This window comes from Pyxidicoccus fallax (assembly GCF_012933655.1).
Lineage (GTDB): Bacteria > Myxococcota > Myxococcia > Myxococcales > Myxococcaceae > Myxococcus > Myxococcus fallax.
This window is the reverse complement of sequence record NZ_JABBJJ010000353.1, coordinates 1-12,659: the sequence shown is the minus strand read 5'-3', so window position 1 is coordinate 12,659 and position 12,659 is coordinate 1. Positions and strand designations below refer to the sequence as shown.

The 12,659-nt window shown below is 68.6% G+C and carries 13 protein-coding genes; all 13 read left to right on the top strand.

What is annotated here, in order from left to right; genetic code table 11:
• A partial coding sequence (locus HG543_RS44180; RefSeq protein WP_246357736.1) for an ATP-binding protein occupies positions 1–124 on the top strand: 124 nt, incomplete at its 5' end.
• Positions 125–196: 72 nt separating this feature from the next.
• Complete coding sequence (locus HG543_RS44175; RefSeq protein ID WP_169350975.1) at positions 197–1,621, top strand: sigma-54-dependent transcriptional regulator; 1,425 nt, start codon at positions 197–199, stop codon at positions 1,619–1,621.
• 205 nt (positions 1,622–1,826) lie between these two features.
• Positions 1,827–2,909 (top strand): type IV pilus assembly protein PilM, encoded by a 1,083-nt coding sequence (pilM, locus tag HG543_RS44170; RefSeq protein ID WP_171818329.1) that lies wholly within the window; start codon positions 1,827–1,829, stop codon positions 2,907–2,909.
• Between the two features lie 28 nt (positions 2,910–2,937).
• A complete protein-coding gene (locus tag HG543_RS44165) occupies positions 2,938–3,615 on the top strand; it encodes a PilN domain-containing protein (RefSeq protein WP_169350973.1) in 678 nt (225 codons plus the stop codon).
• Between the two features lie 14 nt (positions 3,616–3,629).
• Complete coding sequence (locus tag HG543_RS44160) at positions 3,630–4,226, top strand: type IV pilus inner membrane component PilO (protein ID WP_169350972.1); 597 nt, start codon at positions 3,630–3,632, stop codon at positions 4,224–4,226.
• Positions 4,227–4,270: 44 nt separating this feature from the next.
• The gene (locus HG543_RS44155; RefSeq protein WP_171818330.1) at positions 4,271–4,837 is read left to right on the top strand and encodes a pilus assembly protein PilP; all 567 of its coding nucleotides are present in this window, start codon (positions 4,271–4,273) and stop codon (positions 4,835–4,837) included.
• Between the two features lie 55 nt (positions 4,838–4,892).
• A complete protein-coding gene (locus tag HG543_RS44150) occupies positions 4,893–7,643 on the top strand; it encodes a type IV pilus secretin PilQ (protein ID WP_169350970.1) in 2,751 nt (916 codons plus the stop codon).
• Between the two features lie 8 nt (positions 7,644–7,651).
• Positions 7,652–8,323 (top strand): hypothetical protein, encoded by a 672-nt coding sequence (locus tag HG543_RS44145; RefSeq protein WP_169350969.1) that lies wholly within the window; start codon positions 7,652–7,654, stop codon positions 8,321–8,323.
• 27 nt (positions 8,324–8,350) lie between these two features.
• Positions 8,351–8,713, top strand: a complete 363-nt coding sequence (locus HG543_RS44140; RefSeq protein WP_169350968.1) for a roadblock/LC7 domain-containing protein — start codon at positions 8,351–8,353, stop codon at positions 8,711–8,713.
• A 136-nt stretch (positions 8,714–8,849) separates the two neighbouring features.
• Positions 8,850–9,428 (top strand): elongation factor P, encoded by a 579-nt coding sequence (gene efp / locus HG543_RS44135; RefSeq protein ID WP_169350967.1) that lies wholly within the window; start codon positions 8,850–8,852, stop codon positions 9,426–9,428.
• A 41-nt stretch (positions 9,429–9,469) separates the two neighbouring features.
• On the top strand, positions 9,470–10,063 hold the full coding sequence (gene accB, locus HG543_RS44130) for an acetyl-CoA carboxylase biotin carboxyl carrier protein (protein WP_169350966.1): 594 nt from the start codon (positions 9,470–9,472) through the stop codon (positions 10,061–10,063).
• A 70-nt stretch (positions 10,064–10,133) separates the two neighbouring features.
• Positions 10,134–11,519 (top strand): acetyl-CoA carboxylase biotin carboxylase subunit, encoded by a 1,386-nt coding sequence (gene accC / locus HG543_RS44125; protein ID WP_169350965.1) that lies wholly within the window; start codon positions 10,134–10,136, stop codon positions 11,517–11,519.
• A gap of 198 nt (positions 11,520–11,717) precedes the next feature.
• The coding region (locus HG543_RS44120) for a tetratricopeptide repeat protein (protein ID WP_169350964.1) at positions 11,718–12,659 on the top strand (942 nt) is incomplete at its 3' end.

The window sequence follows — 12,659 nt, the reverse complement described above, 5'->3', positions numbered from 1 at the left end:
GGAGGGGACGGGACTGGGACTGGCGGTGTCACTGCGGCTGGCGCAGGTGATGGGCGGCCGGCTCCAGGCGGAGAACGTCCCGGGCAGCGGGGCCCGCTTCACCGTGTCGCTGCCCCTGCCCTGAGGGGAAGCGCCTTCCCGGTGGCCAGGAGCTATCCCCGCCCGCGTGGCTGGGGGATGATACGAAGAGACGGCCATGTCCCTCTTCCGCACCATCCTCGTCGCCGACGACGAGCCCTCCATCCGCCACATCCTCACGCTGGTGCTCACCGACCGTGGCCATGAGGTGCGCGCGGTGGCGGACGGCGACGAGGCCCTGCGCGAGCTCGCCGCGCGCGACTACGACGTGCTGCTGTGCGACGTGCGCATGCCCAAGAAGGATGGCCTCAGCGTGCTGCGCGAGGCCCTGGCCGCGCACCCCGGCCTCACCGCGGTGGTGATGAGCGCCTATGGCTCGCAGGAGCAGGCCCTGGAGGCCGTGGCCGCCGGCGCCTTCGACTACGTCCAGAAGCCCTTCAAGCCGGAGGAAATCGTCTTCGTCCTCCGCAAGGCGGAGGAGCGCGAGCGGCTGGTGCGGGAGAACCGCCGGCTGAAGGAGGCCAGCCTCCCGTCCGCGCCGGACGGCCACATCCTCGGCGCGAGCGCCGCGCTGCAGGCGGTGCTCAAGCAGGTGGCGCGCCTGGCCCCGGTGGACACCACCGTGCTCATCAGCGGGGAGAGCGGCACCGGCAAGGAGCTCATCGCCCGCGAGCTGCACTCGCGCAGCAAGCGCGCCGCCATGGCCTTCGTCGCCGTCAACTGCGGCGCCATCCCCTCCGGCCTCATCGAGAGCGAGCTGTTCGGCCATGCCAAGGGCGCCTTCACCGACGCGCGCACCGCCAAGCGCGGCCTCTTCGCGGAGGCCGACGGCGGCACCCTCTTCCTGGATGAAGTGGGCGAATTGCCGCTGTCCGCCCAGGTGAAGCTGTTGCGCGTGCTCCAGGAGGGTGAAATCCGCCCCGTGGGGGAGAGCCGCGTGGAGAAGGTGGACGTGCGCGTGGTGGCCGCCACGCTGCGGGATTTGACGAAGCTGGTGGAGAAGGGGGAGTTCCGCGAGGACCTCTACTACCGCCTCAACGTGGTGAACGTGCGGATGCCGCCCTTGCGCGAGCGCCGCGAGGACGTGCCGCTGCTGGCGCGGTCCTTCATCTCCCGCTTCAACCGCGAGCTCAACCGCGAGCCTCCCGTGGAGGGACTGACCCCGGAGGCCGAGGCCATCCTCACGGCCTACGCCTGGCCGGGCAACGTGCGCGAGCTGGAGAACGCCATGGAGCGCGCCGTCCTGCTGGCGGACGGGCCCCTCATCCTCCCGGCCAACCTGCCCGACCGGCTGTGGGCCGCGTCCCCACCCGGACCCACGGGCCCGGCCCTGGCGGCGGGGTCGGTGCAACAGGACGGTACGGACCTGTCGCTCAAGCGCGCCATCCGCGAGCTGGAGGAGTCCTACATCCGCGCGGCCCTGCGCAGGACGAAGGGCAACCGCACCCGGGCCTCGGAGCTCCTGGACATCAGCCACCGGGCGTTGCTGTACAAAATCAAGGAGTACGGCATCGACCCGGACGCGGAGGCGGAGCGGGGCTGAGCGGGCTGGCGGACGGCGTCTGCCCGCCTGCATTTGACGGAACGCGCCCGGGGCCGGAAAATCGGGCTTCCGCGACGGTGTGGGAGGGGCCCGGCGCAGCATGGTGCGAGGCTCCCGTCCGTCCGGAGGGCAGGCGGGCTCCAGGCACTTTTTAGGAGGGGTTGACGGCCGGTGTTACGCTGGCCGCCTCTCGACGGAGTCAAGCATGGCGAAGGGCAAACTGGCACTCGGCCTGGATATCGGATCGACGTCCATCAAGATGATTCTCCTCAAGGAGCAGCGCAAGCGCGGCGAGGTCGGCTACGCGTTGCAGAGCTTTGGCATGAAGCCGCTGCCTCCGGAGGCCATCGTCGATGGCGCGCTGATGAACTCCACGGCCATCGTCCAGGCCGTGCAGGAGCTGATGTCCGAGCTGAAGGTGAAGAGCAAGGACGTCGCCATCGGCGTGTCCGGTCACTCGGTCATCATCAAGAAGATTCAGATGCCGCGCATGTCCCAGGATGAGCTCGAGGAGAGCATCCAGTGGGAGGCCGAGCAGTACATCCCGTTCGATGTGAAGGACGTGAACATCGACACGCAGATCCTGGACGGCGGCGCCAATGACGCCACCGGGCAGATGGACGTGCTGCTGGTGGCCGCCAAGAAGGACATGATCAACGACTACACCACCGTCGTGTCCGAGGCGGGCCTCGCCCCGGTCGTCGTGGACGTGGACGCCTTCGCCGTCCAGAACATGTTCTCGGTGAACTACGACCTCCCGGAGAAGGAGACCGTGGTGCTCATCAACGCGGGCGCCTCGGTGGTGAACATCAACATCATCGCCAACGGCGTGACGGTGTTCACCCGCGACGTCACCATCGGTGGCAACCAGTTCACCGAGGAAATTCAGAAGCAGCTGAACGTCTCCTACGAGGAGGCCGAGGCGCTGAAGATTGGCGGGAACCAGGCGGACGCGGACTCGGTGGTGCCGCAGGACGTCGAGCGCGTGCTCTCCAGCGTGGCCGAGCAGGTCGCCGGTGAAATCCAGCGCTCGCTGGACTTCTACGCGGGCACCGCGGCGGACTCGAACTTCAGCAAGGTCTACCTGTCGGGCGGCACGGCGAAGATTCCCGCGCTGTTCAAGACCATCGAGGCCCGCACCGGCGTGCCGGTGGAGATCCTCAATCCGTTCCGCAAGATCGAGGTGGACAACCGCAAGTTCGACCCCGCGTTCATCATGGACGTGGCGCCCATGGCGGCGGTGGCCGTGGGGCTGGCGCTGCGGCGCCCGGGCGACAAGCTGTCCTGAACGGTTCACCTCCTAGGAGACGACGCACATGATGATTCGCATCAACCTGCTGCCCGTCCGGGCGGTGAAGAAGCGCGAGATGGGCCGGCAGGTGCTGGTCCTCTTCGCCCTGGTGCTGATTGGCGCCGGCGTGGGCAACTGGTTCTGGTACTCGGACCGCGACGAGGAACTGCAGCGCCACATCCAGGGCATTACCCAGACGCGCGCGAAGATCGCCGAATTGGAGAAGGTCATCGGCGAGGTGAAGAACATCAACGCCCGCAAGGCCGAGGTGGAGAAGAAGCTGGCGGTGCTGGACACGCTGCGCAAGGGCCGCAGCGGCCCGGTGCGCATGCTGGACGCGCTCGCCTCCGCCACCCCGAAGAAGGTCTGGCTGAAGACCTTCACCGAGGCCGGCAACGCGGTGGCCATCGACGGCTCCGCCGTCAGCCACGACGAGGTCGCCGAGTTCATGCGCGGCCTCAACGGCGTGGTGTGGACGCCCAAGGGCATGGGCCGCCTGGTGGACCAGCGCCGTGAGAGCAAGACGGCTCGCGTGGAGTTGCTCACCGCCGAGGCCACCGTCGAGGAGTTCCCGGCGGCCGAGGTCAAGCCCTTCTTCACCAACATCGACCTGACGAACGCGTCGCAGACGAAGGCCACCAAGCCGGGCGTGCCCTCGCTGGTCGAGTTCAAGATCAAGCTGCAGTCCAACTACGCCATCTGACGAGGCTCCACGCCATGGACAAGTACCTGGATCAGTTCGCCAAGGCGCCACCGGCCACGAAGTTCGGTGCCCTGGGCCTCGCCGTGATTCTGATGACGGCCGCCAACTACTTCCTCGCCATCCAGCCCACCGAGGACAACATCACCATCCAGCTGGCCGAGCGGCGCCGGCTGGACCTGGAGCTGACGGAGAAGAGCGAGATCGCCCAGAACCTCAACGACCGCCGGCGCGAGATGGACGTGCTGGAGCAGAAGCTCGCCGAGGCCCTGACGGAGCTGCCCGAGCGCAAGGAAATCGAGGAGCTGCTCGCGCAGATCAACGACATCGGCAAGAAGAGCGGCCTGGAGATCTCCAAGGTCGAGCCCGACGCCGAGTTCGTCAGCGGGGGCGAGTTCTTCGCGCGCATCCCCATCAAGATGACGGTGAGCGGCAACTACCATGAGATCGCCCTCTTCCTTCAGGAGATGGCGAACATGCGCCGCATCGTCAACGTCAACAACATCAAGCTCGAGACGCCCTCGCTCAAGAACGAGAAGGTCATCCTCCAGAGCAGCTTCCTGGCGACGACCTTCCGGTTCACCGACGCGACCAAGGCGACGCCGAAGAAATAGAAAACTTGATCCGCCTCCATAGTGGGGCGACAAGGGGATTGAGGATGAAGACGTTCAAGTCCACCATGACCACCGTGGCGCTGGCGCTCGCGGTCGCCGCTTGCGAGGAGGAGCCGCCTCCGGCCGCGCCCGTCAAGGCGGCGCCCTTCGTGGCGCCGACGCCGGCCGCCGCGGCCCCCGCCGCGGCGGAGGGGCAGCAGGCCGCCGCGCCGTACGTGTACACGTACAACCCGGTGGGCAAGCGCGACCCGTTCCGCAGCCCGGTGGATGAGCTGGGACCGGTGAACCCGAACCCCGTGTCCGCGTGCAACGAGCCGCTGTGCGCGTTCGACCTGGACCAGCTCAAGCTGGTGGCGGTCGTCACGGGTGACGCCAACCCGGTCGCCATGGTCGAGGACCCGGCCGGACGGGGCCACATCGTGCGCCGCAACACCCGCATGGGGCGCCAGGGTGGCAAGGTGACGCAGATCCTCCGCGACTCCGTGACGGTGACGGAGGTCTTCTCGGGCAACGGCGAGATCATCAAGAATCCGGTGACGCTGCAGCTCAAGCCCGACGATAAGCAGGACCCCGCCTACAACATGATGACGGGCAAGAATTACGGGGAGTAGCGCCCCAAGGCGCTCCCGCGGGCGGTCGCCCGCTTCCAACTTGTTGAGGGGACGCATGCTCGAGAAGAGCGCTGTGACGAGGGGCAAGTGGATGTTGGCGGCCGTGTGGGCCGTCGTACTTGCAGGTGCCAGGGTAGAAGGCGCCGAGCTGAATACGCTGCGGGACCTGGATGTGTCCCGCACGGGCTCGGGTGCCCAGGTGGTGGTGACCGGGACCCGGCCACCCACCTTTACCGTGTTCCGCCTGAGCGGACCGGAGCGGCTCGTGGTGGACCTCTCGTCGGCGGATGCGACGGGAATCAAGGGCCACCATGACGGCGCCGGGCCCGTGGCGGGCGTGGTCGCCTCGCAGTTCTCGGACGAGCGCGCCAGCGTCGGCCGGGTGCTGCTGGCGTTGGACAAGGCGTCCCAGTACGACGTCCGCGCGGACGGCAACCGCGTGGTCATCTCGGTGGACGGTGCCGCCGCGGCGCCGGCCGCGCCCGCGGAGGCGAAGCGCGCCGAGCCCGAGGCCGTCAAGGCGCCCGCGGTGGTGGCCGCGCCCGTGGCGGCTCCCGCCGCCGTGAAGGCCGCGCCCGCCCCGGTGGTGGCCGAGGCCCCGAAGGCCGCCGAGCCGACCCCGGCGCCCGCCGCGAAGCCGGCCCTGCCGGAGAACGTGGTGGCCGCCGAGGCCGACGAGCGCGAGGTGGCGCAGCCGGCCCGCCGCATCACCGGCCTGGCCTTCGCCGACGACACGCTGCGCATCCGCGCGGACGGCGACATCGCCCGCTACGAGGTGCTGGAGCTGGCGGACCCGCCGCGGCTCGCGGTGGACCTGTACGGCGTGGGCCTGTCGGCGCGCGCGCCGCGCGTCAGCCACGGCGCCCTGAAGGAGGTGCGCGTGGGCGCCCACTCGGACAAGGTGCGCCTGGTGCTGGACGTGCGTGGCCAGATGCCGGCCTACCGCGTGGACCGGGCCGCTCGCGGCCTGGAGGTGGTGCTGGGCGGCGCGGTGGCTCGCAAGGCCGCGCCCGCGCCGGAGCCCACGGAGGTGGTGGCCTCGGTGTCCGAGGTGCAGCCCCTGCGCTCGGTGCCCGAGCCCACGCCCGCGGCGCCCGCGACGGCGTCCACGGTGGAGGTGAAGGACCTGACCTTCGAGGAGAGCGAGGCGGGTGGCCGCGTGGTGATGAAGCTGTCCGGCACGGCGGCCTGGAAGGTGGACCGTCCGGACCCGCGCAGCGCGGTGCTCACGCTGGACAATGCGCGCCTGCTCAAGAAGCTCGAGCGCAGCCTGGACACCAGCGCGCTGGAGACGCCGGTGAAGATGATCAGCGCCTTCAGCGTGCCGGGTGAGGGCCGCAAGGTGCGCGTGGTGGTGGCCGCCGACGGCGCCATCGAGGAGAAGGTGTCGCAGAACGGCAACACGCTGTCCTGGCGCCTGGACGTGCAGGGCGTGAAGACGGACCAGGTGGCCGTGGCCCAGCGCACCGCGGGCTTCACCGCCGAGGCGCCGGCCTACGCCGCCGAGGGCGCGCCGCAGCAGGCCCGCTACCGCGGCAAGCGCGTCTCCTTCGAGTTCAAGGACATCGACATCCAGAACCTGCTGCGCGTCATCGCGGAGATTTCCAAGCGCAACATCGTGGTGGCGGACGACGTGGGTGGCCGCGTCACCATCCGCCTGCGCAACGTGCCCTGGGACCAGGCGCTGGACCTCATCCTGCGCACGAAGCAGCTGGGCAAGGAGGAGTTCGGCAACATCATCCGCATCGCCCCGCTGAAGACGCTGGAGGAGGAGGCGCGCCTGCGCTCGGAGCGCAAGAAGTCGCAGCAGCAGCAGGAGGAGCTGCTGGTCAACCTCATCCCCGTCAACTACGCGGTGGCCGCGGACATGTCGGCGCGGGTGAAGGACGTGCTGAGCGACCGCGGCTCCGTCACCGTGGACCAGCGCACCAACGTGCTCATCGTCAAGGACGTGCGCGCCAACACGGAGAAGGCGCGCGCGCTGGTGCGCAGCCTGGACACGCAGACGCCGCAGGTGCTCATCGAGAGCCGCATCGTGGAGGCGAACACGACCTTCACCCGGCAGCTCGGCGTGCAGTGGGGTGGTCAGGCCCGGGCGGGCTCCGCCACCGGCAACCCCACCGGTCTCATCTTCCCGCAGACCGTGGGTGTCACCGGCGGCGCCGGTGGCGGCGCGTTCGGCCTGCCGGAGAACCCGAACTTCGCGGTCAACCTGCCGGCCTCGGTGGGTGAGGGTGTCGGTGGCGCGCTGGGCTTCACCTTCGGGTCGGCCGGCGGCGCGCTGCAGCTCAACCTGCGGCTGTCCGCGGCGGAGAACGAGGGCACGGTGAAGACCATCTCCGCGCCCAAGGTGACGACGCTGGACAACAACACCGCCCGCATCAGCCAGGGCGTGTCCATTCCCTTCAGCCAGACGTCCGCGCAGGGCGTGAACACCACCTTCATCGAGGCCCGCCTGTCGCTCGAGGTGACGCCGCACATCACCCAGGACGGCAGCATCCTGATGTCCATCAACGCCGCCAACAACCAGCCGGACCCCGGCAGCACCGGCGCCAACGGCCAGCCGTCCATCCAGCGCAAGGAGGCCAACACCCAGGTGCTCGTGAAGGACGGCGATACCACCGTCATCGGCGGCATCTACGTGCGCCGCGGCAGCACCGCCACCTCCCGGGTGCCGTTCCTGGCGAACATCCCGGTGCTGGGCCTGCTCTTCAAGAACCACACGGAGCGCGATGATCGGCAGGAGCTGCTCATCTTCATCACGCCTCGCATCCTCAACCGGCAGACCATCGCGCAGAGCCTGTAGAGGTCACCATGAAGAACTACTCCCTTCTCGTGCCGCTGGCGCTCGCCCTGTCCGCCTGTGCCGATGCTCCGGCGGGCCTGCAGATCACCAGCAAGTTCACCCCCTCCGCCACCTGCACGGCGGGCGGCGCCACGGGCACGACCGAGCTCGCCACGGGCCTCCTCAACGTCGCCGCCGGCGCGGGCTACATGCTGGGGCTGAACGTCTCGTCCACCCTGGCGTTCACCGAGATCGAGGTCTCCGAACTCCCGTTGAACTCCCCGAACGAGAACATCATCTACATCTCGGACGTGGAGCTGAGCTACGACCAGCCGGACGGGGAGTTCAGCATCGACGACGACTCGTACTCCTACTTCGCCTCCGTGGGCGGGGGCACCTTCCAGAACGCGGGCGCCCAGCTGTTCGTGGACCTCATCGGCCCCGAGGCCGCTCAGACGCTGCAGCGCGAGGCGGGGACGGAGCCCGTCCAGCTCGACGTCACCGTGAGGGTGGTGGGCAAGACGGGCGCTGGCGCCCGGGTGGAGTCCAACGGGCTCACCTTTCCCATCTACGTGTTCAACCTGAACACGTGTGATGCGGGCCAGGAGCCCGACCCCACCACCGGCGGCCCCTGCGGTCAGCCCGGCGGGCAGGACAACTACGCCGTCACCTGCAGGCCCGCCTCCGCGCCCGCTCCTTGAAGGCCCCTTCCCTGGAACCCTGAGCCCATGTCCTTCCGCACGCACCTCGAGTCGGTGGTCAACCAGGTCGACGGAGCCCTCGCCTGCAGCGTGATGGGCTTCGACGGCATCTCCGTGGAGACCTTCCAACGGGAGGAGGCGTCCGAGCTGGACCTGGGCGGGGCCTGGGTGGAATACGCCAACCTGCTCACCCAGCTGCGCAACGCGGCGGAAGTGCTCAAGACGGGCGCGGTGAGCGAGGTGAGCGTCAACAGCGAGAAGGTGCTGACCGTGATGCGGCTGGTGTCGCCGGAATATTTCCTGGTGCTCGCCCTGCGCGCGGACGGCAACTACGGCAAGGGCCGTTATGTCCTGCGCGTGACGGCCCCCAAGGTGCGCGCCGAACTCTAGCCGTTCGCCCTGGACGGCAGGCACCCGGACGACGCAACCCGGCGCTCCTTTCCCCTTCCCTTGCAAGGGGGGCATGGGCTACACACCCCCGACTTTTCAAGCTTTCGTAGCTTCGAGTGTGAAGGAGCGGGTCCCCATGGCCGGGTTTGTCGACACGTCCGAGTTCCGCAATGGTCTGAAGATCGAAATCGACGGTGAGCCGTTCGTCATCGAGTACTTCCAGCACGTGAAGCCCGGCAAGGGCTCCGCCTTCGTGCGCACGAAGATTCGCAGCCTCCTGTCGGGGCGCGTCCTGGAGCCCACCCTCAAGTCCGGCGACAAGGTGGGGGTCCCGGACATCGAGGAGAAGGACATGCAGTTCCTGTATGTCCAGGGCGAGGACTACTACTTCATGGATACCCGCAACTACGAGCAGACCTTCCTCGGTGAGAAGGTGCTCGGAGAGGCGAAGAACTTCCTGAAGGAGAACATCACCGTCTCGGTGGTCTTCTGGAACGGCAAGGCCATCGCCGTGAACCTGCCCAACTCGGTGGACCTGAAGGTCACCGAATGTGACCCGGGCGTGCGGGGCGACACGGTGTCTGGCGCGCTCAAGCCCGCCAAGCTGGAGACGGGCTACACCGTCAGCGTGCCGCTCTTCATCAACGAGGGCGATGTGCTCAAGATTGATACGCGTGACGGCAAGTACCTGACGCGCGTGGCCACCGGCGGCTAGCCCGCCGCGCACGGCGACTTCGGACGGAGGGGACGCGAGACATGGCAACGAAGCGCAAGTCGACCCGGGCGGCCGAGCCCGTGGGCACGCAGGCCGCCTCCGGTGGCGCGCGCGATGCGGGCAACACGTCCCTGGACGTGGACGCCCTGCGGCAGATCGTGGAGATCCTGGAGGCCTCGGACGTGACGAGGCTGGTGTGGAAGCGCGGGGAGGAGAAGCTCTTCATCCGCCGCGGCCACGGCCCGGAGACCACCATCGTCCACCACGCCGCGCCGGCCGCGGTGCAGGCCAGCCCGGCGGTGGAGTACACCGCCCCCGCCGCGCCTCGCGTGGCGACGCCCGCTCCGGCTCCGGCCGCGGCGGCCGCCGCTCCCGCGCCCGCCGCGGAGAAGCCGGGCCACCAGGTGACGAGCCCCTTCGTGGGCACGTTCTACCGGACGCCGGCGCCCGACCAGCCCCCGTTCGTGGACGTGGGCACGGTGGTGAAGAAGGGCCAGGTGCTCTGCATCATCGAAGCGATGAAGTTGATGAACGAAATCGAGTCCGAGGTCTCCGGCCGCGTGGCGGAGATTCTCGTGGAGAACGGCCGCCCGGTGGAGTTCGGCCAGGCGCTGTTCCGCATCGAGCCGGCCTGAGGGTCCGCTGCCCCGCCCGCGTGGTGCGCGGGTGGGGCGCTGCCCGAGATGGCCTGACGGAGACGCCCCCGTGTTCAAGAAGGTGCTGATTGCCAACCGCGGGGAGATTGCCCTGCGGGTCATCCGCGCCTGCCGCGAGCTGGGCATCGCCACGGTGGCGGTGCACTCGACGGCGGACGCCAACGCGCTGCACGTGCGCTTCGCCGACGAGGCGGTGTGCATCGGCCCGCCGGCGTCCAAGGAGAGCTACCTCAACATCCCGCAGCTGTTGTCCGCCGCGGAAATCACCCGCGCGGACGCCATCCACCCGGGCTACGGCTTCCTGTCGGAGAACGCCGAGTTCGCGGAGGTGTGCGAGAACTGCAAGATCCGCTTCATCGGCCCGCGGCCGGAGATGCTGCGGCTGATGGGCAACAAGGTGCGGGCGCGGCAGGCGGCGCGCGAGGCGGGGCTGCCGCTTCTGCCCGGCAGCCCGGGCACGGTGAAGGACCCGCGCGAGGCGGAGGCCTTCGCCCGGGAGATTGGCTTCCCCGTCATCCTCAAGGCGGCCGCCGGCGGCGGCGGCAAGGGGATGAAGATCGTCCGCGAGCCGAGCGCGCTGGCCCAGGCGTTCTCCACCGCGCAGGCGGAGGCCATCGCCTCGTTCGCCAACGGCGACCTCTACATCGAGCGGTACGTGGAGAAGCCGCGCCACATCGAAATCCAGATTGCCGCGGACGAGCACGGCAACATCATCCACCTCAACGAGCGCGAGTGCTCGGTGCAGCGCCGGCACCAGAAGCTCATCGAGGAGAGCCCGTCCCCCGCGCTCACGCCGGAATTGCGCCAGCGCATGGGCGAGGTGTCCGTCGCGGCGATGAAGAAGCTCGCCTACAACAACGTGGGCACCATCGAGTACCTGCTCGACGAGCGCGGCGAGTTCTACTTCATGGAGATGAACACGCGCATCCAGGTGGAGCACCCGGTGACGGAGCTCGTCACCGGCATCGACCTGGTCCGTGAGCAGATCCGCATGGCCTACGGCCACCCCCTGCGCTTCAAGCAGGAGGACATCCAGATTCGCGGGCACGCCATCGAGTGCCGCGTCAACGCCGAGGACCCCATCACCTTCGCGCCGTGGCCGGGCAAGATTACGGGCTACAGCGTGCCGGGCGGCTACGGCGTGCGCGTGGACTCGGCGGCCTACGAGAACTACACGGTGCTGCCGTACTACGACAGCCTCCTGGCCAAGCTCATCGTCTACGCGGAGGACCGCGAGACGGCCATCCGCCGCATGCAGCGGGCCCTGGGCGAGTACGTCGTGGAGGGCATCCGCACCAACATCCCGTTCCACCGGGCCGCACTGGCGGAGGAGTCCTTCCAGGAAGGCCAGTACGACACCCGCTTCGTCGAGCGCCTGCTGGCGAGCGAGACGGGACACCGCCGGCTGAAGAAGGCCGTCGAAGAGACGCCGTAGTCCGCTGTAGCGCATGTCCACCTACCGTGTCTCCTGCCCGAGCAGGGGGCACGCGAGCAGGTGATCTGGCACCGGGGGGAGCCGGGCTGTTTCTTGACCCGCGTCGGAGCTTTCCGTTAGCCTCCGACACTCCCCACCACTGAGGATGGAAACCCGCGAAGTTCAAGGGGTTTCGGCCTGCCGGAAGCCCACCGCTCGATGGACAAGAACAAGATCATCGAAGCCGCCGCGAAGCTCGTCGCGAAGGGCGCTTACGACAAGGCCATCAAGGAGTACCAGAAGGTCCTGGAGGTCGACCCGAAGGACATCCGGGTGCTCCAGAAGATGGGGGAGCTGTACCAGAAGAAGAACGACAACGCGCAGGCGGCGCACTTCTTCACCAAGGTCGCGGAGAGCTACTCCTCCGACGGCTTCTTCCTCAAGGCCGTTGCCCTCTACAAGCAGGTCCTCAAGCTCAACCCGAACCTGCTCGAGGTGAACCTCAAGCTGGCGGAGTTGCACCAGCAGCTCGGACTCATGTCCGAGGCGATGGCCTACTTCCAGATTGTCGCCAACCACTACGACAAGGCCGGGGACACGAAGGCGTCCCTCGATACCTTGAAGAAGATGGTGGATCTCGACCCGGAGAACGTGGCGTCGAAGATCAAGCTGGCGGAGCTGTACGCGCGCGAGGGCATGTCGCGCGAGGCGGCGCAGGAGTTCAAGCGGGCCGCCGAGTACCTCAAGCGCAACGCCCGCGCGGATGACTGGCTGCGGGTGGCCGAGCGCCTGTCCTCGCTGGAGCCGGAGAACATCCCGCTCGCCAAGGAGCTGGCCGTCTCGTACCTGCAGCGCGGCGACCAGAAGCGCGCGCTGGCGAAGCTGCAGGTGTGCTTCAAGGCGGACGGCCGCGACGTGGAGACGCTCACGCTCCTGGCCCAGGCGTTCCAGGGGCTGGGGCAGACCTCCAAGACGGTGTCCGTCTACAAGGAGCTGGCGAAGATCCACCAGGAGCGCGGCCGGCTCACCGAGGCCGACGCCGTCTGGACGCAGATTGAAGTGTTGGATCCGGAGGACCCGGACCTGCTCGCGCGCCGCGCGCCCGCTCCGGCGCCGACACCGGCTTTCCAGCCCGCAGCCCCGCAGCCCCCGCCCACGTCC